This window comes from Pseudomonas sp. MWU12-3088 (assembly GCF_023242405.1).
Classification (GTDB): domain Bacteria; phylum Pseudomonadota; class Gammaproteobacteria; order Pseudomonadales; family Pseudomonadaceae; genus Aquipseudomonas; species Aquipseudomonas kribbensis.
In genome coordinates this window covers 26,866-51,473 of sequence record NZ_JALJEA010000013.1, presented here as the reverse complement: position 1 = coordinate 51,473, position 24,608 = coordinate 26,866, and the positions used below count along the sequence as shown (strand labels likewise).

The 24,608-nt window shown below is 60.9% G+C and carries 20 protein-coding genes; 14 read left to right on the top strand and 6 right to left on the bottom strand.

Features of this window, described 5'->3' with window-relative positions; all coding sequences use genetic code 11:
• The first annotated feature begins 22 nt into the window (after positions 1 to 22).
• Positions 23 to 1,222, top strand: a complete 1,200-nt coding sequence (gene dapC, locus M5B98_RS24980) for a succinyldiaminopimelate transaminase (protein ID WP_248744298.1) — start codon at positions 23 to 25, stop codon at positions 1,220 to 1,222.
• 167 nt (positions 1,223 to 1,389) lie between these two features.
• A complete protein-coding gene (locus tag M5B98_RS24975) occupies positions 1,390 to 2,118 on the top strand; it encodes a M12 family metallopeptidase (RefSeq protein ID WP_248744297.1) in 729 nt (242 codons plus the stop codon).
• 8 nt (positions 2,119 to 2,126) lie between these two features.
• On the opposite strand, the gene M5B98_RS24970 is transcribed toward M5B98_RS24975, so the two are convergent.
• Positions 2,127 to 3,758, bottom strand: a complete 1,632-nt coding sequence (locus M5B98_RS24970; RefSeq protein ID WP_134825636.1) for a Na+/H+ antiporter — start codon at positions 3,756 to 3,758, stop codon at positions 2,127 to 2,129.
• 260 nt (positions 3,759 to 4,018) lie between these two features.
• Between M5B98_RS24970 and M5B98_RS24965 the strand changes: the two genes are divergently transcribed.
• From M5B98_RS24965 to M5B98_RS24950, 4 genes are all read left to right on the top strand, one after another.
• On the top strand, positions 4,019 to 4,327 hold the full coding sequence (locus M5B98_RS24965; RefSeq protein WP_042607053.1) for an arsenate reductase: 309 nt from the start codon (positions 4,019 to 4,021) through the stop codon (positions 4,325 to 4,327).
• Between the two features lie 31 nt (positions 4,328 to 4,358).
• Entirely contained in the window at positions 4,359 to 5,393 is a 1,035-nt protein-coding gene (gene dapD / locus M5B98_RS24960) for a 2,3,4,5-tetrahydropyridine-2,6-dicarboxylate N-succinyltransferase (RefSeq protein WP_007954762.1), read from the top strand.
• Positions 5,394 to 5,482: 89 nt separating this feature from the next.
• Positions 5,483 to 6,688, top strand: coding sequence for an aminotransferase class V-fold PLP-dependent enzyme (locus tag M5B98_RS24955; RefSeq protein WP_248744296.1), 1,206 nt, complete (start codon positions 5,483 to 5,485; stop codon positions 6,686 to 6,688).
• Complete coding sequence (locus tag M5B98_RS24950) at positions 6,685 to 7,089, top strand: SufE family protein (RefSeq protein ID WP_248744295.1); 405 nt, start codon at positions 6,685 to 6,687, stop codon at positions 7,087 to 7,089. The genes M5B98_RS24955 and M5B98_RS24950 overlap by 4 nt, the downstream gene beginning before the upstream one ends.
• A gap of 88 nt (positions 7,090 to 7,177) precedes the next feature.
• Here the strand turns inward: M5B98_RS24950 and tcdA are convergent, their stop codons facing one another.
• A complete protein-coding gene (tcdA, locus tag M5B98_RS24945) occupies positions 7,178 to 7,996 on the bottom strand; it encodes a tRNA cyclic N6-threonylcarbamoyladenosine(37) synthase TcdA (RefSeq protein WP_085702578.1) in 819 nt (272 codons plus the stop codon).
• Positions 7,997 to 8,269: 273 nt separating this feature from the next.
• Between tcdA and M5B98_RS24940 the strand changes: the two genes are divergently transcribed.
• The 4 genes from M5B98_RS24940 to M5B98_RS24925 all read left to right on the top strand — a co-directional run bounded on the left by M5B98_RS24940 (position 8,270) and on the right by M5B98_RS24925 (position 13,488).
• Positions 8,270 to 10,861, top strand: coding sequence for a glycosyltransferase (locus tag M5B98_RS24940; protein WP_085729797.1), 2,592 nt, complete (start codon positions 8,270 to 8,272; stop codon positions 10,859 to 10,861).
• Between the two features lie 212 nt (positions 10,862 to 11,073).
• Entirely contained in the window at positions 11,074 to 12,225 is a 1,152-nt protein-coding gene (gene dapE, locus M5B98_RS24935; protein ID WP_114881565.1) for a succinyl-diaminopimelate desuccinylase, read from the top strand.
• Positions 12,225 to 13,034, top strand: coding sequence for a putative RNA methyltransferase (locus M5B98_RS24930; RefSeq protein ID WP_248744294.1), 810 nt, complete (start codon positions 12,225 to 12,227; stop codon positions 13,032 to 13,034). The genes dapE and M5B98_RS24930 overlap by 1 nt, the downstream gene beginning before the upstream one ends.
• A gap of 76 nt (positions 13,035 to 13,110) precedes the next feature.
• Complete coding sequence (locus tag M5B98_RS24925; protein WP_007954752.1) at positions 13,111 to 13,488, top strand: hypothetical protein; 378 nt, start codon at positions 13,111 to 13,113, stop codon at positions 13,486 to 13,488.
• A gap of 135 nt (positions 13,489 to 13,623) precedes the next feature.
• On the opposite strand, the gene M5B98_RS24920 is transcribed toward M5B98_RS24925, so the two are convergent.
• On the bottom strand, positions 13,624 to 13,833 hold the full coding sequence (locus M5B98_RS24920; protein WP_007954750.1) for a cold shock domain-containing protein: 210 nt from the start codon (positions 13,831 to 13,833) through the stop codon (positions 13,624 to 13,626).
• Between the two features lie 237 nt (positions 13,834 to 14,070).
• On the opposite strand from M5B98_RS24920, the gene plsB reads away from it, so the two are divergent.
• The 4 genes from plsB (at position 14,071) to M5B98_RS24900 (ending at position 18,507) form a co-directional block, all read left to right on the top strand.
• Positions 14,071 to 16,569: a glycerol-3-phosphate 1-O-acyltransferase PlsB gene (gene plsB / locus M5B98_RS24915; RefSeq protein ID WP_248744293.1), complete on the top strand. Its 2,499-nt coding sequence runs from the start codon at positions 14,071 to 14,073 to the stop codon at positions 16,567 to 16,569.
• A 92-nt stretch (positions 16,570 to 16,661) separates the two neighbouring features.
• Positions 16,662 to 17,348: a hypothetical protein gene (locus tag M5B98_RS24910; RefSeq protein ID WP_248744292.1), complete on the top strand. Its 687-nt coding sequence runs from the start codon at positions 16,662 to 16,664 to the stop codon at positions 17,346 to 17,348.
• A 45-nt stretch (positions 17,349 to 17,393) separates the two neighbouring features.
• Positions 17,394 to 17,792, top strand: a complete 399-nt coding sequence (locus M5B98_RS24905; RefSeq protein WP_085697316.1) for a YbaY family lipoprotein — start codon at positions 17,394 to 17,396, stop codon at positions 17,790 to 17,792.
• 25 nt (positions 17,793 to 17,817) lie between these two features.
• The gene (locus M5B98_RS24900) at positions 17,818 to 18,507 is read left to right on the top strand and encodes a DUF4197 domain-containing protein (protein WP_248744291.1); all 690 of its coding nucleotides are present in this window, start codon (positions 17,818 to 17,820) and stop codon (positions 18,505 to 18,507) included.
• Here the strand turns inward: M5B98_RS24900 and M5B98_RS24895 are convergent.
• The 3 genes from M5B98_RS24895 to M5B98_RS24885 form a co-directional block, all read right to left on the bottom strand.
• Complete coding sequence (locus M5B98_RS24895) at positions 18,504 to 19,895, bottom strand: Fic family protein (protein WP_248744290.1); 1,392 nt, start codon at positions 19,893 to 19,895, stop codon at positions 18,504 to 18,506. The two genes, M5B98_RS24900 and M5B98_RS24895, sit on opposite strands and share 4 nt — an antisense overlap.
• Positions 19,896 to 20,390: 495 nt before the next feature.
• Positions 20,391 to 23,459, bottom strand: coding sequence for an efflux RND transporter permease subunit (locus tag M5B98_RS24890; RefSeq protein WP_248744289.1), 3,069 nt, complete (start codon positions 23,457 to 23,459; stop codon positions 20,391 to 20,393).
• Positions 23,460 to 23,465: 6 nt separating this feature from the next.
• The gene (locus M5B98_RS24885; protein ID WP_085712820.1) at positions 23,466 to 24,566 is read right to left on the bottom strand and encodes an efflux RND transporter periplasmic adaptor subunit; all 1,101 of its coding nucleotides are present in this window, start codon (positions 24,564 to 24,566) and stop codon (positions 23,466 to 23,468) included.
• Positions 24,567 to 24,608 lie beyond the last annotated feature (42 nt).

The following is a 24,608-nucleotide window of genomic DNA, read 5'->3' as shown; positions in this document are numbered from 1 at the left end:
CTTTGCACGAGAACCCGCACCGATGAACAACGCTCTGACCCAGTTGCAGCCCTACCCGTTCGAAAAGCTCCGCGCCCTGCTCGGCAGCGTCACGCCGAACCCGGACAAGCGCCCGATTGCGCTGTCCATCGGCGAACCGAAACACCGTTCGCCAAGCTTTGTCGCCGAAGCGCTGGCCAACAATCTGGATCAGATGGCGGTGTACCCGACCACTCTCGGCATCCCTGCCCTTCGCGAAGCCATCGCCGCCTGGTGCGAGCGTCGTTTCAACGTGCCGAGCGGCTGGATCGATCCGGCGCGCAACGTGCTGCCGGTCAACGGCACCCGCGAAGCACTGTTCGCGTTTACCCAGACCGTGGTCAACCGTGGCGACGACGCACTGGTGGTCAGCCCGAACCCGTTCTATCAGATCTACGAAGGCGCGGCGTTCCTCGCCGGCGCCAAGCCGCACTACCTGCCATGCCTGGATGAAAACGGCTTCAACCCGGACTTCGACGCGGTATCGCCGGACATCTGGAAGCGCTGCCAGATCCTGTTCCTGTGCTCGCCGGGCAACCCGACCGGCGCGCTGATTCCGGTCGACGTGCTGAAAAAACTGATCGCCCTGGCCGACGAGTACGACTTCGTGATCGCCGCCGATGAGTGCTACAGCGAGCTGTACTTCGACGAACAGACGCCACCGCCAGGCCTGCTCAGCGCCTGCGCCGAACTGGGTCGCAAGGACTTCAAGCGTTGCGTGGTGTTCCACAGTCTGTCCAAGCGCTCGAACCTGCCGGGCCTGCGTTCCGGCTTCGTTGCCGGTGATGCCGACATCCTCAAGGGCTTCCTGCTGTACCGCACCTACCACGGCTGCGCGATGCCGGTTCAGACACAACTGGCCAGCGTTGCCGCGTGGAACGATGAAGTGCATGTGCGCGCCAACCGTGCGCTGTATCGCGAGAAGTTCGACGCCGTGCTGGCCATCCTGAGCCCAGTGATGGATGTGCAGCGTCCGGATGGCAGCTTCTACCTGTGGCCGAACGTGCAAGGTGACGACGCCGCGTTCTGCCGGGATCTGTTTGCCGAAGAGCACGTGACCGTGGTGCCGGGCTCGTACCTGTCCCGGGATGTCGATGGCGTCAACCCGGGGGCCGGCCGCGTGCGCATGGCACTGGTTGCGCCGCTGGCTGAATGCGTCGAAGCGGCCGAACGCGTCCGCGATTTCGTCCTGCGCCACAAGTAACGCCTGAACGCCCGTGCCGGGCAATCCGGCACGGGCGCCTCATACATCGGGTTACAGATCCTCCAACTATTTATCTCACCTGCCTTCCGGCCAGACGTTAGTCTTGAGCCGCGCCTGTCCCTGCGCACAAACAAACTCAAAACTTAAACTTCAAGGAAGAAGTGCAAATGAACGATCTGCTGGATTGCCAACTCATTCAATGGCCCGATGATCAAGCCGCTTATACGGCAGCCATCAATGAAAACCCCGCCAATGTCGGTAAAACTACCGGCACTCGACGCAAACGCTCAATTCTTAATTATTCAAAGTTATGGGCTAATGGCCGAACCTTGAAAGTGGCTTTCATGGACGCACCCGAGATCGACCACAAGAACAAGATAATTGCCGCCGCCAGCCAATGGCTGCCGTACATCAACCTGAAGTTTGAATTTGTCGACGACTTGAAAGGCGACATCCGGATTGCAACAAAAAACAATAACAACAGTTCGATGCTGGGCACCGACGCTTTATTGATTCACCCCGACCACCCCACCATGAATCTTGGAGTGAAGCCGGAACACGAAGACTTTGAGGTAATCGTGATTCACGAATTCGGCCACGCATTGGGCGCGATGCACGAACATCAGCACCCCAGGGCCAATATTCCGTGGGACAAGCCTAAGGTGTATGAATTTTACAAAAACCGCGAAATGAACCCGCTCACCGAGGAGCAGGTCGACAGGAACCTGTTCGCGTCTTTCGACACGCTGGACGCGATCTACACCTCCTACGACCGGAAATCGATCATGCATCATCCGGTGGCAAACACATTGACGGTGGGCAACTGGGAGGTACCGATCAACCGCAAGATCAGCAGGAAAGACAAACGACTGATGCGATTGCTCTATCCCAAGTAGCGTTTTTTCTATTTGACCTGCCCCAGATTCGCCTCACTCAGATCCAGCTCGCCCAACACCTCACGCAACACGTCATCGCCAATCTGGTGCTGACGGCTCAGGCTGTATAACTCAAGGCGTTGCGCGCGCAGCGCCTTGAGACGCAGGCGGCGTTCAAGCAGGTCCATCTGGAATGCCAGCGCCTGGGCTTCCGCCGAATCGTTGAACACCTCCAGTTGATGGCGATACTCGGACATGATCCGCGCCTTGAGCTCTGCCGACAGTGCCGCTTGCGCTGCATCCTGCGGATTGACCTCTTCGATCTCCAGCGCGTGGATCGCCGCTTCAGCGGTCTTGCGCCAGGCATCGCGGACTTCCTGGCGACGCTTGTCGTCGGGGCTTTTCTGGATTCCGCGCAGCAGCAACGGCAAGGCGATGCAGGCTGCCACCAGCGACATCAGGATCACCCCGGCGGCGATGAAGATCAGCAGATCACGTTCGGGAAAGGCCTCGCTGCCCATCAGCATCGGCACCGACATCACGCCCGCCAGGGTCACCGCACCGCGCACCCCGCCGACCGTCAACAGCCAGCAGGATCGGGCGGTCGGCACTTGAGTCAATTCACCCTTGCCGCGCAAACGGCGCAGCAGCACGGACAGACGCCAGATGCTTTGCACCCAGATGAAGCGCAGCAGCACCAAGGCAAGGAATATCGCCACCACGTCGAGACAGCGGTAGAACAGGGTCGGCCACAATGAGGTTTCGTGGCTGACGACAGCCTTGATGATGTCCGGCAATTGCAGGCCGAGCAGCAGAAAGATCAAACCATTGAAGGCAAACTCCAGCAACGACCAGACACTGCGATTGAGCAAGCGGGTGCTGGTCTGGCGCGGCAGCAGGTCGAGCCAGCTCTGCATCATCCCCGCCGCCACCGCTGAGAGAATGCCCGAGGCGCCAAGCCGTTCGGCCAGCACGTAAGCGGCAAACGGCAGCAGCAACATGAACACCACGTGGGTCGCCGGATCGTCCCAGCCCCGGGCGATCATCCATGCGCGCAAGCGGCCCACCAGCCAGCTCAGCGCAACACCGACCGCCAGCCCGCCAACCGCCACCAGCACGAACGTCAGACTGGCGTTGGCCAAAGAAAACGCACCGGTAACCGCCGCCGCCAGGGCGAACTTGAAGGTCACCAGGCCCGAAGCATCATTCATCAACGCTTCGCCTTGCAGCATGTGCATCAGCGGCGTCGGCAAGCGGTTCTGCGAAATCGCCGACACCGCCACGGCGTCGGTCGGCGACAGCACCGCCGCCAGCGCGAACGCCACAGGCAATGGAATCGTCGGCAACAACCAGTGAATGAAGTAGCCAGCCCCGACCACGGTAAACAGCACCAACCCGACCGCCAGCGTCAGCACCGGCCCGCGCAGGCGCCACAATTCGCGCTTGGGCATGCGCCAGCCATCGGAGAACAACAGCGGCGGCAGGAACAGAAACAGGAACAGCTCGGGATCGAGCGCCACATGCAGGCCAAGAGTCGGCCAGGCCAGCAAGGCCCCGGCGGCAATCTGCACCAGTGGCAGCGGCAACGGGATGACCCGTCCGACCAGACGCGAAACGCTGACCAGCATCAGCAGGATCAGGACGGTATAAGCGGTTTGCATAAAGCGGAAATCCCGGACAATCGACAGCGTTGAACTGCCATATTAGCCGCTTAGGCTGTGGCTGACCGTTGCACCTATGTCGCACATCGGTGGACGGCGGCCAGTGACAATGGGACAAACCCCGGCCAGCGGCGACGCCGAAACCGTCCGGTCGTGGCATAATCCGTCACCTTTTCTTTCCGGCAACCTGTAAAGGGGGCGATTCCTTGACCGTTTCAAGCAAAACGTTGCACCTTTTCGGCATCAAAGCCTGCGACACCATGAAGAAGGCGCGCACCTGGCTCGATGAACACGCTGTCAGCTACGACTTCCACGACTACAAAACCGCCGGCATCGACCGTGAACACCTGACCCAATGGTGTGACGAACACGGCTGGCAAACGGTGTTGAACCGCGCAGGCACGACCTTTCGCAAGCTCGACGACGAACGCAAAGCCGATCTCGACCAGTCGAAAGCCATCGAACTGATGCTCGCTCAACCCTCGATGATCAAGCGCCCGGTGCTCGATCTCGGTGACCGAACCCTGATTGGCTTCAAGCCAGATATCTACGCGGCCGCGCTCAAGTAAGCAGCCCGTCACTTTTTGTAGAGGTATTCACATGTCCAACTCTCTGTTCAGTATCGCCTTCGGCGTCGGCACCCAGAACCGTCAAGGCGCATGGCTGGAAGTGTTCTACGCCCAGCCGCTGCTCAACCCTTCGGCCGAACTGGTCGCCGCTGTTGCGCCGATCCTCGGCTACACCGAAGGCAACCAGGCCATCACCTTCACCACTGCACAAGCCGCACAACTGGCTGAAGCCGTGAAAGGCATCGACGCGGTACAAGGCAAGCTGCTGACCCGTCTGGCCGAAAGCCACAAGCCGCTGGTCGCTACCCTGCTGGCCGAAGACGCTCAGCTGACCTCCACACCTGAGGCGTATCTGAAGCTGCACCTGCTGTCCCATCGTCTGGTCAAGCCGCACGGCGTGAGCCTGGCCGGGATCTTCCCGCTGCTGCCGAATGTTGCCTGGACCAGCCAGGGCGCCATCGACCTGAGCGAACTGGCCGAGCTGCAACTCGAAGCCCGTCTGCGCGGCGAGCTGCTGGAGGTGTTCTCGGTGGACAAGTTCCCGAAAATGACCGACTACGTGGTACCGGCCGGCGTGCGTATCGCTGACGCTGCACGTCTGCGTCTGGGCGCCTACGTGGGTGAAGGCACCACCGTGATGCACGAAGGTTTCATCAACTTCAACGCCGGCACCGAAGGCCCGGGCATGATCGAAGGCCGCGTTTCCGCTGGCGTATTCGTCGGCAAGGGTTCGGACCTGGGCGGCGGCTGCTCGACCATGGGCACCCTGTCGGGCGGCGGCAACATCGTGATCAAGGTCGGCGAAGGCTGCCTGATCGGCGCCAACGCCGGTATCGGTATCCCGTTGGGCGACCGCAACACCGTCGAGTCGGGTCTGTACGTGACCGCCGGCACCAAGGTGGCGCTGCTGGACGAGCACAACAATCTGGTCAAAGTGGTCAAGGCCCGTGAACTGGCCGGTCAGACCGACCTGCTGTTCCGTCGCAATTCGGAAACCGGTGCCGTGGAATGCAAGACCCACAAATCGGCGATCGAACTGAACGAAGCGCTGCACGCTCACAACTAAGCGCCGCGTAATCCTTCTGTGGGAGCGGGCCTGCTCGCTCCTAACAGGATTTGGCGTACACCCGCCCAAGTTCACCAGGGCTCGAAAGCATGATGATTCCCTCCCCCTGGCGCGCCGATTTCCCGGCCATCGCCGCCCTGCAACGGCAAGACCAGACCTATCTGGACAACGCCGCCACCACGCAAAAACCCCAGGCCCTGCTCGACGCACTGGCGCATTACTACGCCAACGGCGCGGCCAACGTGCACCGTGCGCAGCACTTGCCCGGCGCTCACGCCACGCAAGCGTTCGAGGACAGTCGCCTGAAGGTCGCCCAGTGGCTGAATGCCGGTGACAGCGGGCAGATCATCTTCACCCACGGCGCCACCAGTGCGCTGAATCTCCTGGCTTATGGCCTGGAGCATCTTTTCCATCCGGGCGATGAAATTGTCATCAGCGCCCTGGAGCATCACGCCAATCTGCTGCCGTGGCAGCAACTGGCGCAACGTCGCGACCTGAAACTGGTGATCCTGCCGCTGGACGATGACGGCGTGATTGACCTCGCGGCCGCCGTTCACCTGATAGGTCCGCGCACCCGTCTGCTGGCGGTCAGCCAATTATCCAACGTGCTCGGTGCCTGGCAACCCTTGCCGGCCCTGCTGGCGATGGCCAAGGCGCAAAACGCGCTGACGGTAGTTGATGGCGCCCAAGGCGTGGTCCACGGCCGCCATGATGTGCAGGCCCTGGGTTGCGACTTTTATGTGTTTTCCAGCCACAAGCTGTACGGCCCCGATGGCCTCGGCGTGCTCTTCGGGCGCAACGAAGCGCTCGAGCGACTGCGGCCGTGGCAGTTCGGCGGCGAAATGGTACTGGAAGCCAACTATCACGAATCCCGTTTCCGCCCTGCTCCGCTGGGCTTCGAAGCAGGAACGCCGCCGATTGCCAGCGTGATCGGCCTCGGCGCGACCCTCGACTACCTCGCCGGTCTGGATCTGGACGCCGTGTCCGCCCACGAAGCGGCGCTGCACGATTACCTGTTGCGTGGCCTCGCCGCTCGCAATGGCATTCGCCTGCTGGGCAAGCCGCAACTGGCGCTGGCCAGTTTTGTCGTCGAAGGTGTGCATAACGCCGATCTCGCACACTTGCTGACCGAACAAGGCATCGCCGTGCGTGCCGGTCACCACTGCGCGATGCCGTTGCTCAAGCGTTTCGAACTGGCCGGAGCGATTCGTGTGTCGCTGGCGCTATACAACGACTCCGAAGATCTCGAGCGTTTCTTTGAAGCGCTGGATCAGGCGCTGGAGTTGTTGCGATGAGCCTGCCGGTCGAGGCCGCCGAAGCCCTGCAAACCTTTCAGAACGCCGTCGGTTGGGAACAACGGGCGCGGCTGCTGATGCAGTTTGGTGATCGCCTGCCGCCGTTGAGCGATGGGGACAAGTGCGAGGCCAATCGGGTGCACGGCTGTGAAAGTCAGGTGTGGCTGGTCGGTGAGTTGCGCGACGGCCACTGGCAGTTCGCAGCGAGCAGCGATGCGCGGATGATTCGCGGGTTGGTGGCGTTGTTGCTGTTACGGGTCAACGGCTTGAATGCTGAAGAATTGCAGCAGGTGGATCTGCCGGACTGGTTCAATCAACTGGGGTTGTCGCGGCAGCTGTCGCCATCGCGCAGCAATGGCCTGAATGCCGTGCTCAAGCGGATGAACGAGCTGGCTGGTTAATCGCTTTCGCGAGCAGGCTCGCTCCCACATGTGAATGCATTCCAATGTGGGAGCGAGCCTGCTCGCGAAGAGGCCTTAAGGCGCCACATCAAGCCTGAGGCTTGACCCGATCCGCCGGGCGCCGGACGCCCGCGACAATCTTGTCCACAGCCTTGGTCGCCGCGACCATGCCGAACGTCGCCGTCACCATCATCACCGCGCCAAACCCGCCGGCGCAGTCCAGCTTCACGCCGTCGCCGACAAAACTCTTCTGCAGGCAAATGCTGCCGTCCGGTTTCGGATAGCGCAGCTGTTCGGTGGAGAACACGCACGGCACGCTGTAATGACGGGTCACAGTGCGCGAGAAGCCGTAATCGCGGCGCAGTGTCGAGCGTACTTTCGAGGCCAGTGGATCGTTGAAGGTGCGGTTGAGGTCGCAGACCTGAATCAGCGTCGGATCGATCTGCCCACCGGCGCCGCCGGTGGTGATGATCTGGATCTTGCGGCGCTTGCACCAGGCGATCAGCGCAGCCTTGGCGTTGACCGCATCGATGCAGTCGATCACGCAGTCGATGTTCGGCGTGATGTATTCGGCCATGGTGTCGCGGGTGACGAAGTCCGCCACGGCGTGCACCTTGCAGTCCGGGTTGATCCCGCGCAGACGCTCGGCCATCACCTCGACCTTGGGTTTGCCGACCGTGCTGTCCAGCGCATGCAACTGGCGGTTGGCGTTGCTGACGCAGACATCGTCGAGGTCGAACAGCGAAATCTCGCCCACCCCGCATCGGGCCATGGCTTCCGCCGCCCAGGAACCGACGCCGCCAACGCCGACAATCGCCACGTGGGCGGCGCGCAGACGCTCCATCCCTTCAATGCCATACAAACGGGCGATGCCTGCAAACCGCGGATCTTCTGTACTCATGACCATTACCCCAAAAACCGGCGCGCATTATAGGGCCGTCGGCGGCCAAGAGCACCTTTGCGCTATGAACGGCGAACCTGCCTGCTTTAATTAAAGCTGCACGTAACAAAGATTTGCCTTACATGCTGAAACGAAAGAACTTAAGTCGGGTTGGATTGCCCAACGTCCGGCATTTCCCTGTCTGTTGTAGGACTCGGCGAACTGCCGTTGTAGGATGCGCGCCCTCAGGCGTCAACCAGCCGACCCTTCGTTCCACAGACCTTGGAACCCGACACAGCTATGTCATCGCGTAAATTTGGACTCAACCTGGTGGTGGTTCTGGCAATCGCCGCCCTGTTCACCGGTTTCTGGGCGCTGATCAACCGCCCCGTCTCTGCGCCGAACTGGCCGGAGCAGATCTCCGGTTTCTCCTATTCACCGTTCCAGCAAGGACAGTTCCCGCAGAAGGATCAGTATCCGACTGACGACGAAATGCGCCGCGACCTGGAGATCATGAGCAAACTGACGGACAACATCCGCATCTACTCGGTCGACGGTTCCCTGCAAGACATCCCGAAACTGGCTGAAGAGTTCGGCCTGCGCGTGACCCTGGGGATCTGGATCAGCCCCGACCAGGAACGCAACGAACGGGAAATCACCCGCGCCATCGAACTGGCCAACACCTCACGCAGCGTGGTTCGCGTGGTGGTCGGTAACGAAGCGATCTTCCGCAAGGAAATCACCGCCAAAGAACTCAGCGTGCTGCTCGACCGCGTGCGTGCTGCGGTGAAAGTGCCGGTGACCACCTCCGAACAGTGGCACGTCTGGGAAGAACACCCGGAGCTGGCCAAGCACGTCGACCTGATCGCCGCGCACGTTCTGCCTTACTGGGAATTCATTCCGGTGGACAAGGCCGGGCAGTTCGTTTTCGACCGTGCCCGCGACCTGAAAAAGATGTTCCCGAAAAAGCCGCTGCTGCTGTCTGAAGTGGGCTGGCCGAGCAACGGCCGCATGCGCGGTGGCGCCGATGCGTCGCCGGCGGATCAGGCTATCTACCTGCGCACGCTGGTCAACAAACTCAACCGCCAGGGCTTCAACTACTTCGTGATCGAAGCGTTTGACCAGCCGTGGAAGGCCAGCGACGAAGGCTCGGTCGGCGCTTACTGGGGCGTGTTCAACGCTGCGCGCCAGCAGAAATTCAACTTCGAAGGCCCGGTGGTGGCGATCCCGCAATGGCGCGTGCTGGCCATCGGTTCGGTGGTGCTGGCGCTGTTGTCGCTGACCCTGCTGATGATCGACGGCTCGGCCCTGCGCCAGCGTGGCCGTACCTTCCTGACCTTTATCGCGTTCCTGTGCGGTTCGGTGCTGGTGTGGATCGGTTACGACTACAGCCAGCAATACAGCACGTGGTTCAGCCTGACAGTGGGCTTCCTGCTGGCGCTCGGTGCGCTCGGGGTGTTCATCGTGTTGCTGACCGAGGCCCACGAACTGGCCGAAGCCGTGTGGATTCACAAGCGTCGCCGTGAATTCCTGCCGGTGGTCGGCGACTCGGACTACCGCCCGAAAGTCTCGATCCACGTGCCCTGCTACAACGAGCCGCCGGAGATGGTCAAACAGACCCTCAACGCCCTGGCCAACCTCGACTATCCGGACTTCGAAGTCCTGATCATCGACAACAACACCAAGGATCCGGCGGTCTGGGAACCGGTGCGCGACTACTGCGAAACCCTCGGCCCGCGCTTCAAGTTCTTCCACGTTTCGCCCCTGGCCGGCTTCAAGGGCGGCGCGCTGAATTACCTGATCCCGCACACCGCCAAGGACGCCGAAGTCATCGCAGTCATCGACTCCGACTACTGCGTGCACCCGAACTGGCTCAAGCACATGGTGCCGCACTTCGCCGACCCGAAAATCGCTGTGGTGCAGTCGCCGCAGGACTACCGCGACCAGAACGAAAGCACCTTCAAGAAGCTCTGCTACGCCGAATACAAAGGCTTCTTCCACATTGGTATGGTCACCCGCAACGACCGCGACGCGATCATCCAGCACGGCACCATGACCATGACCCGTCGCTCGGTTCTGGAAGAACTGGGCTGGGCCGACTGGTGTATCTGTGAAGACGCCGAACTCGGTCTGCGCGTATTCGAGAAAGGCCTGTCGGCGGCGTATTACCACGACAGTTACGGCAAGGGTCTGATGCCGGACACCTTCATCGACTTCAAGAAGCAGCGTTTCCGCTGGGCCTACGGCGCGATCCAGATCATCAAGCGTCACACCCGCAGCCTGCTGCGCGGCAAGGACACCGAGCTGACTCGCGGCCAGCGTTACCACTTCCTCGCGGGCTGGCTGCCGTGGGTGGCGGACGGCATGAACATCTTCTTCACTGTCGGCGCGCTGTTGTGGTCGGCGGCGATGATCATCGTGCCGCAGCGGGTCGATCCGCCGCTGCTGATCTTCGCGATCCCGCCGCTGGCGCTGTTCGTGTTCAAGGTCGGCAAGATCATCTTCCTGTACCGTCGCGCCGTGGGCGTGAACCTCAAGGATGCGTTCTGCGCGGCACTGGCCGGCCTGGCGTTGTCGCACACCATCGCCAAAGCGGTGCTGTACGGCTTCTTTACCAGCAGCATTCCGTTCTTCCGCACCCCGAAAAACGCCGACAACCACGGCTTCTGGGTGGCGATTTCCGAGGCACGGGAAGAGCTGTTCATCATGCTGCTGTTGTGGGGCGCGGCGCTGGGAATCTTCCTGGTGCAGGGCATTCCGAGCAACGATATGCGCTTCTGGGTGGCAATGCTGCTGGTGCAGTCGCTGCCATATGTGGCGGCGCTGATCATGGCGTTCCTGTCGTCGCTGCCGAAACCTTCGGCCGCGCCTGAACCGGCACCTGTCGTCTAATTCCTCGACGAAGCACTAAACGGCGGCCAATGGTCGCCGTTTTGCTTTAAGATAACCGCCATTTTGCAGGGCCAAGGCCCCGATGGCCTGCCACCAGACCTGTGGGAGCGAGCTTGCTCGCGATGAGTCCGTCACATTCAACACTTATGTTGAACAGGACATCGTTATCGCGAGCAAGCTCGCTCCCACATTTACAGCATCCGGAGTTTTCCATGACGGCCCACGCCGACCTTTCGCCGACCCTCCAACTTGCCATCGACCTGATCCGCCGTCCGTCCGTGACGCCGGTCGACGCCGATTGCCAGAAGCAGATGATGCAGCGCCTGGGCGATGCCGGTTTCACCCTCGAGCCGATGCGCATCGAAGATGTGGATAACTTCTGGGCGACTCACGGCAAAAACGACGGCCCGGTGCTGTGCTTCGCCGGCCACACCGACGTGGTGCCGACCGGCCCGGTGACCGCCTGGCAGATCGACCCGTTCAACGCGGTGATCGACGAGCACGGCATGCTCTGCGGCCGTGGTGCGGCGGACATGAAAGGCAGCCTGGCCTCGATGACTGTGGCAGCCGAGCGCTTCGTCGCCGACTACCCGGATCACAAGGGCAAGGTCGCGTTCCTGATCACCAGCGACGAAGAAGGCCCGGCGCATCACGGCACCAAGGCTGTGGTCGAGCGTCTGGCAGCCCGTAACGAGCGTCTGGACTGGTGCATCGTCGGCGAACCGTCGAGCACCACGCTGGTGGGCGACGTGGTGAAGAACGGTCGTCGCGGGTCCCTCGGCGCCAAACTGACCGTGCGCGGCGTGCAGGGCCACGTGGCTTATCCGCACCTGGCGAAGAACCCGATTCACCTCGCTGCCCCGGCCCTGGCCGAGCTGGCCGCCGAGCATTGGGATCACGGCAACGACTTCTTCCCGCCGACCAGTTTCCAGATTTCCAACGTCAATTCCGGCACCGGCGCGACCAACGTGATTCCGGGCGATCTGGTGGCGTTGTTCAACTTCCGTTTCTCCACCGAATCGACCGTCGAAGGCCTGCAGAAGCGCGTCGCCGACATCCTCGACAAGCACGGTCTGGACTGGCACATCGACTGGGCATTGTCTGGTCTGCCGTTCCTCACCGAGCCGGGCGCGCTGCTCGACGCGGTGTCGTCGAGCATCAAGCAGATCACCGGCCGCGAGACCAAGGCGTCCACCAGCGGCGGCACCTCCGATGGCCGTTTCATCGCGACCATGGGCACGCAGGTTGTTGAACTGGGCCCGGTCAACGCGACTATCCACCAGGTCAACGAGCGCGTGCTGGCGGCCGATCTCGACGTGCTGACCGAGATCTACTACCAGACCCTGATCAAGTTGCTCGCCTGATGCTTGCGTGCCCGATCTGCAGTGAACCGCTGAACGCGGTGGACAACGGTGTGGTCTGCCCTGCCGGCCACCGCTTCGACCGTGCGCGTCAGGGTTACCTGAACCTGCTGCCGGTGCAGCACAAGAACAGCCGCGATCCCGGCGACAATCAGGCGATGGTCGAGGCCCGCCGCGACTTCCTGAACGCCGGCCATTACGCGCCGGTGGCCAAGCGTCTGGCGGAACTGGCGGCCAGTTATGCGCCGGCCCGTTGGGTCGATATCGGATGCGGCGAGGGCTACTACACCGCGCAGATCGCCGAGGCTTTGCCCGATGCTGACGGTTACGCGCTGGATATCTCGAAGGAAGCGGTCAAACGCGCCTGCAAACGTAATCCGGCGCTGACGTGGTTGATCGCCAGCATGGCCCGGGTGCCGCTGGCCTCCGGCAGTTGCCAGTTTCTGGCCAGTGTCTTCAGTCCGCTGGACTGGGAAGAAGCCAAGCGCCTGCTCAGCGTCGGCGGCGGTCTGATGAAAGTCGGTCCGACCAGCGGCCATCTGATGGAACTGCGCGAACGCCTGTACGACGAAGTGCGTGAGTACACCGACGACAAGCACCTGGCCCTGGTGCCGGGAGGCATGGCGCTGGCCCACAGCGAAACGCTGGAATTCAAACTGACGCTGGACAAGCCCGAGGATCGCGCCAACCTGTTGGCGATGACACCTCACGGCTGGCGCGCCAGTGCCGAGCGCCGTGCGGCGGTGATCGAGCAGGCCGAACCGTTCGTGACCACCGTGTCGATGCGCTACGATTATTTCGTTCTTCAATAACTTTTGGACTCGGGCAAGCAGCCCGGGGCCGGCTAAATCCGCGAATGGATTTTTCAGACCCGCAGTGAGGATATCCATGCGCCAACCGGACATCGAGATTTACCTGAAAGACGCCGACGTCGACCACAAGGCCATTTCCGCCTGGCTGGGCGCAGCCCTCGGCCCTTGCAGCGACTGGGTACAGAAAGGTCAGACCTACAAATGCAAGGCCGGCAACATCCCGGTGACCTGGCTGCCGAAAGCCGTGGGCAAGTGGAACAGCCTGTACCTGGAAAGCGACCAGACCCCATGGGACGACGACATCGCCTGCGCCCGCGCAGCGTTTGCCGCGCTGAACGTCGAAGTGCGCTGCGCGCCGGGGACGTGGGTCGAAGAGGAAGGTGAGGAAACGGCCGATCGCTGGATTCGCATCAGCGCCGATGGTGAAGAAGAGATCACCTGGAAAACTGCGTAACAGACAATGCACAAATCCTGTGGGAGCGAGCTTGCTCGCGATTGCGGTCGGACATTCAACATCAATGTTGACTGAAAGGGCCCCATCGCGAGCAAGCTCGCTCCCACAGTGTTTTTGGTGTTCTGAAGATTTGCGTTACAGGCCTACAACATCCTCCGCCTGCAACCCCTTCTGCCCTTCCACCACCGCATATTCAACCTGCTGACCCTCGGTCAGCGAACGGTGGCCTTCGCCGCGGATCGCGCGGTAGTGCACGAACACGTCCACCCCGTCTTCGCGCTGAATGAAGCCGTAGCCCTTGGCGTCGTTGAACCACTTCACGTTGCCGGTTTCACGTGTTGCCATCTGTTCATACTCCTTTTTTATTATTGAACAGGCTTTTCGCAGGAAAGCCTTTGCGGAACGTCAGCCTGCGTCCGACGTCCATAAAAGGGCCCCGGCGACAGACCGCCGAGTATATGACAGGCGGCAAAACTCTCAACAGGAGATTACTTCGCCGCTTTTTTGCCGATTTTCCACGAATCCGGCACACTATCGACCGCCCGAGCAAACGCTCGGTTTATCCACTCACGCAGAAGCCGTATGACCCGTTCCCCGTTCCGCCGTCTTGTGTTTGGCACCCTGCGCCGACTGTTGTATCTCTGGGTTCGCTCCGAGACGATCAACCAGTCGTCGTTCACCCTCAACCTCGACCGCAGTCGTCCGGTGTTCTACGTCCTGCAAAACCCATCGCTGACTGATCTGGCGGTGGTCGACACCGAGTGCACCAAGGCCGGTCTGCCGCGCCCGGTGCTGCCGGTGTCCGTGGGTTCGCTGATCGAACCGGCGGCGTTCTTTTATCTGACGCCGGACCCGGACTGGCTCGGCCGCCAGGACAAGCGCGGCGCACCGCCGACCCTGACCCGACTGGTCAGCGCCCTGAGCCAGAACGCCGCCGAAGACGCGCAGATCATTCCGGTCAGCGTGTTCTGGGGCCAGTCGCCGGACAGCGAAAACAGCCCGTGGAAACTGCTGTTCGCCGACAGCTGGGCCGTCACCGGACGCCTGCGTCGCCTGCTGAGCATCATGATTCTGGGGCGCAAGACCCGCGTGCAGTTCTCCGCGCCGATCCACCTGCGCGAACTGATCGAGCACAACAAGGGCCACGAGCGTACCGTGCGCATGGCCCAGCGAATCCTGCGGGTGCACTTCCGCAACCTCAAGGCTGCGGTGATCGGCCCGGACATCTCCCACCGACGCAACCTGGTCAAAGGTCTGCTCAACCAGCCGCTGGTCAGGCAGGCGATCCTCGACGAAGCCGAGCGCGAAAATATTTCCCCGGAAAAAGCCAAGGCTCAGGCGCTGCGCTACGGCAACGAGATCGCCTCGGACTACACCTACACCGCGATCCGTTTTCTGGAAGTGGTGCTGAGCTGGTTCTGGAACAAGATCTACGACGGGATCAAGGTCAACCACATCGAAGGCGTGCAAAAGGTCGCCCAGGGTCACGAAGTGATCTACGTGCCGTGCCACCGCAGCCACATCGACTATCTGCTGCTGTCGTATCTGCTGTTCCGCAACGGCCTGACCCCGCCGCACATTGCCGCCGGGATCAACCTCAACATGCCGGTGATCGGCAGTCTGCTGCGCCGTGGCGGCGCGTTCTTCATGCGCCGCACGTTCAAGGGCAATCCGCTGTACACCTCGGTGTTCAACGAATACCTGCACACCCTGTTCACCAAAGGTTTCCCGGTCGAATACTTCGTCGAAGGCGGCCGCTCGCGTACCGGGCGCATGCTGCAACCGAAAACCGGGATGCTCGCGATTACGATGCGCAGCTTCTTGCGTTCCTCGCGGATGCCGATCGTGTTCGTGCCGGTGTACATCGGTTACGAGCGCGTGCTTGAAGGCCGGACTTACCTCGGCGAACTGCGCGGCGCGAGCAAGAAGAAAGAGTCGATCTTCGACATCTTCAAAGTCATCGGCGCGCTCAAACAGCGTTTCGGCCAGGTGGCGGTGAACTTCGGCGAGCCGATCAAACTGGCGGAATTCCTCGACAGCGAGCAGCCGGGCTGGCGCCAGCAAGAGCTGGGCCCGCAGTTCAAACCGGCGTGGCTCAACGAAACCACCAATCGCCTCGGCGAGAAAGTCGCGCAGCACCTGAATGAAGCGGCGGCGATCAACCCGGTCAACCTGGTGGCGCTGGCGCTGCTGTCGACCACTCGTCTGGCACTGGATGACCGGGCCATGGCGCGGGTGCTGGATCTGTATCTGGCGCTGTTGCGCAAAGTCCCGTACTCGCCGCACACCACATTGCCGGAAGGCGATGGCCGGGCGTTGATCGAGCATGTGAAGGACATGGATCTGCTGTCCGAGCAGAACGACGCACTGGGCAAGATTCTCTATCTGGACGAGCAGAACGCCGTCCTGATGACCTACTACCGCAACAACGTGCTGCACATCTTCGCCCTGCCGGCGTTGCTCGCGAGTTTCTTCCAGAGCACTTCGCGCATGAGCCGCGAGCAGATCCTGCGCTACACCCGTGCGCTGTATCCGTACCTGCAAGCGGAGCTGTTCATCCGCTGGAGCCTGGACGAACTGGATGCGGTGATCGATCAGTGGCTGGAGGCTTTCGTCGAACAAGGCCTGCTGCGTTTCGAGAAAGACGTCTACCTGCGCCCGGCGCCGAGTTCGCGGCATTTCGTGCTGCTGACCCTGCTGTCGAAGAGCATCGCCCAGACCCTGCAGCGCTTCTACATGACCGTGTCGTTGCTGCTAAACGCCGGCCAGAACACCATCAGCGCTGAAGAACTGGAAGACCTGTGCACAGTCATGGCCCAGCGCCTGTCGATCCTGCATGGCCTGAACGCACCGGAGTTCTTCGACAAGAGCCTGTTCCGCCACTTCATCCAGACGATGCTCGATCTTGACGTGCTGCGTCGCGACGAAGCGGGCAAGTTGAGTTATCACGAACTGCTTGGAGAACTGGCCGAAGGCGCAGCGAAACGGGTGTTGCCGGCGGAGATCCGTTTGTCGATCCGTCAGGTGGCGCTACATCGCAGTGAGGATGCGGCGGAAACTGCAACCTCGCCGACTTCCTGAAACTTGAAGACAACTAACCGGCAAACCGGATTGTTTTCCGGTTAGTTGTTTTATGAATTAATGGGCTCTTTTTAATCGATAAGGAAATCGAGATGAGCCTGTTAAACGAGTCTCTTCAAAACATCACCGTAACGTTTAGCCTTCCAGCAGAATTCAGTGTCCCTCTCGACGGAGACAATGAAACCGTTGTAGACGTTCAAGTGATCAATAACCGGCAACCGTTAAGCATCAAACACTGGAAACATCCCTCCATTGTCGACGGCCAGTGGAATTTCAGTTTTCCCCATCGATATAGCGATGTGAGCGTCAAATACCGCGTCATCATCCAGCTGTTTCATAACGGGCAGCCCTTGTTGCTGGAACAGGATCACTTCGTCATTGTTTATCAGGCGCCTCATCGTCAGACACTGCATCTGAGTCCGATCGGTTACTTGTACGTTGAAGTGCAGGAACCCGAAATGATTCCCCCCGAACAGGCAATCACCATCAGCCTGCATGAAAACGAAAGTCCCGATGTCGAACTGGCGCGCGTTTCTCACGATGAGGAAACGGCCACTTCCTTTTATCTTGAATATGATCCGGAACATGTGGTGCCGGGCAAACGCTATGCACTTACCGGTATAGAAAACAGATACCACCAACGGCTTTCTGTATTCCCTGAAGCTATCGAACTTGTACCAGCGACCCGTCTGCCTCGATCGCGCCTGTTGCGGGTAATCGATCAGTGGCTGAATGAACCGTTACGTTTGTTCACTGACTCACTTTCCAAAATCCGCTAGATTTCTCTGGGCGCCCCTCTGGCGCCCAAGTCTTTTGAGGTCCCCATGAAAAAACTTTCTCTTCTCGCCGCCGCCACTCTGTTGAGCGCCTGCCAGTCCACCACACCAAGCGGTAAAGCGAGCCTCGACGGCGAAGTGTTCTACCTGCAACGCATCGCCCTGCCACCAAGCGCGACCTTGAGTGTGAGCCTGCAGGACGTTTCGCTGGCCGATGCTCCGGCTGTCGTGCTCGATGAACAGAAAGGCCCGATCAAGGGACAAGTGCCGCTGCCGTTCCATTTGAGCTACGATCCGGCCCAGGTCAAACCCGGCCACCGCTACTCGGTCAGCGCACGCATCGAGGTCAACGGCGAGCTGATGTTCATCACCACCGAAAACCATGCCGTGCAGCTTGATGGCAAGGATCCCCAGCCGCTGAAGATCCGCGTCGACGCCGCCCGCTAACGCTCTTATGAACAAGGAAGCCTTGATGCTCCGCCCTACTCTTCGCTTCGCCGGCCTGTGCGCGGGCCTGATGATCTCCGCCAGCGCCATGGCCCTGTCCCTCAGCGACCTGTCGCAAGGCGACGCCACCGGCGGCCTCAAGGATGCCCTGACCCAGGGTGCGCAACTGGCCGTCAAACAACTCGGCACGCCGGGTGGTTTCAGCAACAACCCGGACGTAAAAATCGAACTGCCGGGCAAACTCGGCAAAGTCGCCGGCAAGATGAAAGCGTTCGGCATGGGCGCCCAGGTCGATGAACTGGAAACCGCCATGAACAAGGCCGCGGAAACCGCCGTGACCCAGGCCCAGCCGATCCTGGTCGACGCCGTGAAGAAAATGAGCGTGGCCGACGCCAAAGGCATCCTCAGCGGCGGCAGCGACTCCGCCACCCAATACCTGGACAAATCCAGCCGCGAACAGATCCGCGCCAAGTTCCTGCCAATCGTCAAACAGGCGACCGACAAGGTAGGCGTGGCGCAGAAGTACAACTCGTTCGCCGGCCAGGCTGCGACACTGGGCGTGGTCGACGCGAAGAGCGCGAACATCGAAAGCTACGTCACCGAACAAGCGCTGAACGGCCTGTTCGAGATGATTGGCAAACAGGAAGAAACCATCCGCAAGAACCCGGCCGCTGCGGCGACGAGTCTGGCGAAGAAGGTGTTCGGCAGCCTCTAGGCCAACGCTGCACGGGAGCGAGGCAACTCGCTCCCGTCCTTCAACACACTGGCTGGACTGCGTAAAAAGAACACCCACCCGCTGCCCATTTTCCTTTTCTCGAAGACCTGCAACTCGACCAGTCCATTCAGGGCCGACATCGCGGTGCTGCAAGAACAACCCAAGTGTTCCCTCACATTGCTCGCCGTAAACTCCTTCGCCACTCCGCTCTTGGCCACCTGATACAGCGCCCGCTGCCTTTGCGTCAGCCGCTCGAAAAAACCCGACGCCATCAGCCAGCGCTCAAAGTCTTCCACGTACGCCAGGCTTTTGCGGTAGACATCCGTGAAGCGACTGACCGCACGCTGAATCACCGAACACTGAAACTCGATGAAATACGTCAGATCCAGTTCATCGGCCTCGCTATGCAAATACGACCGCCCGTACTTCACCGGCGCATTGCGCAGCAAAGGACTGATCGCAATGTAGCGAAATGCCGAAAACTCGTGCTTGAACATGAACCAGTAGAACAACGCCCTCGCAACCCGTCCGTTGCCATCGCGAAACGGATGTTCGTAGCCCAGAGAAAAATGCAGCGTGATCGCCTTGATCAACGGGTGCAGGTAGTCCTTTTCCTGAGGTGAACCGAGTGGCTGATTGATCCAGCGCACGAGCCTCTGCAAACGCATTACCAGCCCGACAGCGGGCGGCGGTGTATGCACCGTGTTGCCCTCGCCATCCTGTACCACCACTTCATCGTTCGTCCTGAACAAACCGGGACTATATTGCGCGTCATCGATCCCCTCGACGCCCACCCGATGCATTGCCGCGATCAAGTCGACGCTCAAGGGTTGGTAACGGTTTTCCCAGGCGAAATTCATCATCCTGTAATTGCCCATGACCATGCGCTCATCCGGCGTGCGCGGCTGCCGTTGATATTTGAGCATGTCCTTGGCAACTCGCGTGGTCGTTGCCGCACCTTCCAACTGGCTGCTGGCGATCACTTCGTCTTCGATCAGATCATTGAGCAAATAACTGAAATGCGACCGTTCGCCGATCTGCCCGGTCATGCATTCCAGCGAAGCGGAAGTCGTCTGCAGATCGACGGCCGAAAGGGTTTTCCGTGCCGAGGGTGTCAGCAAATACTTGCCCCACTGCGGCGGCTCCCCCAATGGCAGGAGATTGATGTACTGCGCAGCCCTCGCCCTCTTCACCAGCGCCCAACACAAACGAGCATCCAGCCCCGGCGCCCAGCGATAGCGCAAATCCTCAAAAGGCAAATAACGCCCCCGATCATCGAGAGGCTTGAGCAGCGCCAGATAATCCTCCAGATGCTGCTTGTGCGGCGCCCGCGCCAACAAGTCGAACACCGGATCGGACCGTCCTTTCAACACTGGCGGCTTCTTCACAAAAACCTCTCGATCACTCATAAAAACAGAGAACCGAGTACAACACTCCAGACCAGACAGCCTCAATATCAGAGAATTCTGAAAAAGCTGTAGGAGACACCACAGCCCATAACGCATAACCCATAACCCATAAAACACGATGAGCGTTAGCTCGAGTAAAGCTTTTGACGTACCGGCCCCGTTGAGAGGCTGAGTGGAGGGATTTATCCGGGGGTGGGCGCGAAGCGCCGTTTGGCGAAGCCAAACACATCGAGAGGAGGTGCAGCGAAGCAAACCGTAGGCGATGCCCCCGGATGAATCCCGGAGCGAAGGGACGCCGAGCCACAGCGAGGCGCCGAACGTTGGGGCAAGACTTTTTGGTTACTTTTGAGGCGTTTGTCAAAAGTGACCCGCTGTAAGAGCGGAACCGCCAGCCGCAGCACCCGCAAAAACGGATATTCACCCAAACCCCAGGAGCCTGGCCGGCCCGAAGGCCGCCACGCTCACCAAACCCAATCAAGCCTCCTTACGCACCCGGAACCAGGCCGCATACAACGCCGGCAAAAACAAAAGCGTCAGCGCCGTCGCCACAATCAACCCCCCCATGATCGCCACCGCCATCGGCCCGAAAAACACACTGCGTGAAAGCGGAATCATCGCCAGCACCGCCGCCAGCGCCGTCAACACAATCGGCCGGAACCGGCGCACAGTCGCCTCGATGATCGCCTGCCAGGGCTTGAGCCCCGCCGCAATATCCTGCTCGATCTGATCCACCAGAATCACCGAGTTGCGCATGATCATCCCCGACAGCGCAATCGTCCCGAGCATCGCCACAAACCCGAACGGTTGACGGAACACCAGCAGAAACAGCGTCACGCCGATCAACCCCAGTGGCGCCGTCAGAAACACCATCGCCGTGCGCGAGAAACTGCGCAGCTGCACCATCAGTAACGTCAGCACTACAACAATGAACATCGGCACGCCGGCGTTCACCGACTTCTGCCCGCGCTCGGAATCTTCTACGGTGCCGCCGACGTCCAGCAGATAACCGTCAGGCAATTCGGCACGGATCGGATCGAGGGTCGGCTGAATCTGTTTCACCAGCGTTGCCGGTTGCTCCTTGCCATAGATATCGGCCCGCACCGTCACGGTCGGCAGTCGGTTGCGATGCCAGATGATGCCTTCCTCGAAGCCATATTCCAGCGTGGCAATCTGCGACAACGCAACGCTGCGACCGTTGTCGGTCGGCACCGCCAGACTCGGCAGCAGCGACAGTTCGGTGCGCTCATGCACGGTGCCGCGCAGGAGGATTTCGATCAGCTCGTTGTCTTCGCGGTACTGGCTGACACTGGAACCGGTCAGCGAACTCTGAAGGAATTTCGCCAGATTCGCCGTGCTCACCCCCAGCGCCCGGGCGCGGTCCTGATCGATGTTCAGGTACACGACCTTGCTCGGTTCTTCCCAGTCCAGATGCACGTTCACCACATGCGGGTTCTCACGCACCTTGGCCGCGACTTTCCGGGCAAGCGCACGGACTTCCTCGATGTGTTCACCGGTGACGCGGAACTGCACCGGATAGCCAACCGGCGGGCCGTTCTCCAGACGCGTGACCCGCGAGCGCAGGGCCGGGAATTGTTCGTTGAGGGTATCGATCAGCCAGGTGCGCAGGGCTTCGCGTTCCTCGATGGTTTTCGCCAACACCACGAACTGGGCAAAGCTCGCCGCCGGCAGTTGTTGATCCAGCGGCAGATAGAAACGCGGCGAGCCGGTGCCGACGTAGGCCACGTAATTGTCGATGCCGGCATGATCCTTGAGCATCGCTTCCAGTCGCTTGACCTCGGCGGTGGTGTTAGCCAGAGAAGCGCCTTCCGCCAGTTTCAAATCGACCATCAGCTCCAGCCGGTTGGAGGCCGGGAAGAACTGCTGCGGGACGAACTTGAACAGCATCACCGAGGCGACGAACAGCCCCACCGTCAGCACGATCACCGTTTTACGCCGACGCACGCACCACTCCACCAGGCGTCGAACCCGCTGGTAAAACGGTGTGGCATAAGGATCCGGCTGACCGTCACCACTGCCGTGTTTGGCCGCGTGAATTTTCGCCAGATCCGGCAGGAGTTTTTCACCGAGGTACGGCACAAACATCACCGCCGCCACCCACGAAGCGAGCAACGCGATGGTGACGACCTGAAAGATCGAGCGGGTGTATTCACCGGTGCCGGACTGCGCCGTGGCGATCGGCAGGAAACCTGCTGCGGTGATCAGCGTACCGGTGAGCATCGGGAACGCGGTGCTGGTCCAGGCGTAACTGGCCGCCTTGATCCGGTCAAAGCCCTGCTCCATTTTGATCGCCATCATTTCCACGGCGATGATCGCGTCGTCCACCAGCAAGCCCAGCGCCAGCACCAGCGCGCCGAGGGAAATCTTGTGCAGGCCGATCCCGAGGTAATACATGCAGGCGAACGTCATCGCCAGCACCAGCGGAATGGTCAGCGCCACCACCATGCCGGTGCGCACGCCGAGGGAGAAGAAGCTCACCAGCAACACGATGGCCAGCGCTTCGACCAGGACCTGGACGAACTCGCCGACGCCACTTTTCACCGCCGCTGGCTGATCGGAGACCTTGCGCAGTTGCATGCCGGCCGGGAGGTTTTTCTGGAGGCGGGAGAATTCGACTTCCAGGGCCTTGCCCAGCACCAGAATGTCGCCGCCGTCCTTCATCGCTACCGCAAGTCCGATCGCGTCTTCACCCATGAAGCGCATGCGCGGCGCCGGCGGGTCATTGAAACCGCGCCGGACATCGGCGACATCCGAGATGCGGAACGTACGATCACCGACCCGGATCGGGAAGTTTCTGATCTCGTCGACTGTCTGAAAATTCCCCGAAACCCGTAGCTGCAATCGCTCACTGCCGGTTTCGAAGAAGCCGGCGGTGGACACCGCGTTCTGCTCTTCCAGCGCCTGCTGGACGGCCGCCAGCGGCAAGCCGAGGGTGGCGAGTTTGACGTTGGACAGCTCGACCCAGATCTTCTCGTCCTGCAGCCCGAGCAAGTCGACCTTGCCCACGTCCTTGACCCGTTGCAGCTGGATCTGGATGCGGTCGGCGTAATCCTTGAGCACGGCGTAGTCGAAACCGTCGCCGGTCAGGGCGTAGATATTGCCGAACGTGGTGCCGAATTCATCGTTGAAAAAGGGGCCCTGAATGCCCGGTGGCAGGGTCTGGCGGATATCACCGACCTTCTTGCGCACCTGATACCAGAGGTCCGGAATCTCCACCGAATGCATCGAGTCGCGGGCGATGAAGGTGACCTGGGATTCGCCGGGACGGGAGAACGAAACGATGCGTTCGTACTCGCCGGTTTCCATCAGTTTCTTTTCGATGCGCTCGGTGACCTGACGCGAGACTTCCTGCGCCGTGGCGCCGGGCCAGCGGGTCTGGATGACCATGGCCTTGAAGGTGAACGGCGGGTCTTCACTCTGGCCGAGCTTGGTGTAGGACAAGGCGCCGACGATGGCCAGCAGAAGCATCAGGAACAGTACGATCTGGCGATTACGCAACGCCCATTCGGAAAGGTTGAAGCGCATCGGGACTTACTCCTTGTCCGCCAGATTGACCACACGGTTGGAGCGATCCACGGGACGCACCTGTTGCCCTTCCAGCAGCACATGCACGCCGGCGGCAACGACCCAGTCGCTGGCGTTGAGGCCTTCGAGCACCGGCACGGTTTTCTCGCCGAACGGGCCGATGCGCACGGGCGTCTTTTTCAAGGTGTTGTTGGCGCTGACGACCCAGACGTAGGTCGCGCCGTTTTCGGCGGTCAGGGCCGAGAGCGGCACCGACAGCGGAATCACGTCGGCGGTCTGCACGAACACCCGGGCGCTCTGGCCGAGTTCGACAGGCACGTTGCCGGCGGTGAAGGCAATGCGGGCGGCGAAGGTGCGGGATTTCGGATCGGCCGCTGGCGACAGTTCACGGATTTTGCCGGCGAAGCGCTGGTTCGGTTGCGTCCACAGCTCCACGGACACAGGCTGGCCGACCTTGAACCGGCCGAAGCTTTGCTCCGGCAGGCTGATCGACACTTCGCGCTCGCCATCGGTGGCGAGGGTGAATACGGTCTGTCCGGCGGCGACCACTTGCCCGACCTCAACCGAACGCTTGGCTACTACACCGTCCTGAGGCGCGCGCAACACGGCGTAACTGGCCTGGTTGGTCGAGACGTTAAATTCGGCTTTGATCTGCTTGAGGCGCGCCTCACCGGAGCGGTAGAGGTTTTCGGCATTGTCGTAGGCCGAGCGGCTGACCATCTGCCGCTCCATCAGGGTCTTGTAGCGGTCACGCTCGGCGCGCACCAGATTCAGATTGGCTTCGGCGGCGGTGACCTGGGCGCGGGTGGCTTCCAGTTGCAGGCGTACGTCCTGCGGGTCGAGTTCCGCCAGGGGTTGATCGGCCTTCACGCGCTGGCCCTCCTCGACCAGTCGTCGGCTGACTTTGCCGCCAATGCGGAACGCCAGATCCGGTTCGTAGCGGGCGCGAACCTCGCCCGGATAACTTTCCATCGCCTGCGCCGAAGGCTCTGGCTGCACCACCATGGCCGGTCGCACGCTGACTGGCGTCACCTCTTCCTTGCCACATGCCGACAATAAAAACGCCAGAGTGACTGGCACCGCAAAGGACAACGCATGGCGGAACATGGTTAAGGACCTTTCGCTAAGGAGGCTTGGAATATTTATACT

What these genes read in the sequence shown, in the direction of transcription:
- M5B98_RS24905 (WP_085697316.1), top strand. Translation starts at nt 17,394, where the DNA reads ATGAAAAAACTTTCTCTTCTCGCCGCCGCCACTCTGTTGAGCGCCTGC.
- plsB (WP_248744293.1), top strand. Translation starts at nt 14,071, where the DNA reads ATGACCCGTTCCCCGTTCCGCCGTCTTGTGTTTGGCACCCTGCGCCGA.
- dapD (WP_007954762.1), top strand. Translation starts at nt 4,359, where the DNA reads ATGTCCAACTCTCTGTTCAGTATCGCCTTCGGCGTCGGCACCCAGAAC.
- M5B98_RS24955 (WP_248744296.1), top strand. Translation starts at nt 5,483, where the DNA reads ATGATGATTCCCTCCCCCTGGCGCGCCGATTTCCCGGCCATCGCCGCC.
- M5B98_RS24900 (WP_248744291.1), top strand. Translation starts at nt 17,818, where the DNA reads ATGCTCCGCCCTACTCTTCGCTTCGCCGGCCTGTGCGCGGGCCTGATG.
- M5B98_RS24890 (WP_248744289.1), bottom strand. Translation starts at nt 23,459, where the DNA reads ATGCGCTTCAACCTTTCCGAATGGGCGTTGCGTAATCGCCAGATCGTA.
- M5B98_RS24885 (WP_085712820.1), bottom strand. Translation starts at nt 24,566, where the DNA reads ATGTTCCGCCATGCGTTGTCCTTTGCGGTGCCAGTCACTCTGGCGTTT.
- M5B98_RS24910 (WP_248744292.1), top strand. Translation starts at nt 16,662, where the DNA reads ATGAGCCTGTTAAACGAGTCTCTTCAAAACATCACCGTAACGTTTAGC.
- dapC (WP_248744298.1), top strand. Translation starts at nt 23, where the DNA reads ATGAACAACGCTCTGACCCAGTTGCAGCCCTACCCGTTCGAAAAGCTC.
- tcdA (WP_085702578.1), bottom strand. Translation starts at nt 7,996, where the DNA reads ATGGTCATGAGTACAGAAGATCCGCGGTTTGCAGGCATCGCCCGTTTG.
- M5B98_RS24965 (WP_042607053.1), top strand. Translation starts at nt 4,019, where the DNA reads ATGAAGAAGGCGCGCACCTGGCTCGATGAACACGCTGTCAGCTACGAC.
- M5B98_RS24920 (WP_007954750.1), bottom strand. Translation starts at nt 13,833, where the DNA reads ATGGCAACACGTGAAACCGGCAACGTGAAGTGGTTCAACGACGCCAAG.
- M5B98_RS24930 (WP_248744294.1), top strand. Translation starts at nt 12,225, where the DNA reads ATGCTTGCGTGCCCGATCTGCAGTGAACCGCTGAACGCGGTGGACAAC.
- M5B98_RS24950 (WP_248744295.1), top strand. Translation starts at nt 6,685, where the DNA reads ATGAGCCTGCCGGTCGAGGCCGCCGAAGCCCTGCAAACCTTTCAGAAC.
- M5B98_RS24925 (WP_007954752.1), top strand. Translation starts at nt 13,111, where the DNA reads ATGCGCCAACCGGACATCGAGATTTACCTGAAAGACGCCGACGTCGAC.
- dapE (WP_114881565.1), top strand. Translation starts at nt 11,074, where the DNA reads ATGACGGCCCACGCCGACCTTTCGCCGACCCTCCAACTTGCCATCGAC.
- M5B98_RS24975 (WP_248744297.1), top strand. Translation starts at nt 1,390, where the DNA reads ATGAACGATCTGCTGGATTGCCAACTCATTCAATGGCCCGATGATCAA.
- M5B98_RS24940 (WP_085729797.1), top strand. Translation starts at nt 8,270, where the DNA reads ATGTCATCGCGTAAATTTGGACTCAACCTGGTGGTGGTTCTGGCAATC.
- M5B98_RS24970 (WP_134825636.1), bottom strand. Translation starts at nt 3,758, where the DNA reads ATGCAAACCGCTTATACCGTCCTGATCCTGCTGATGCTGGTCAGCGTT.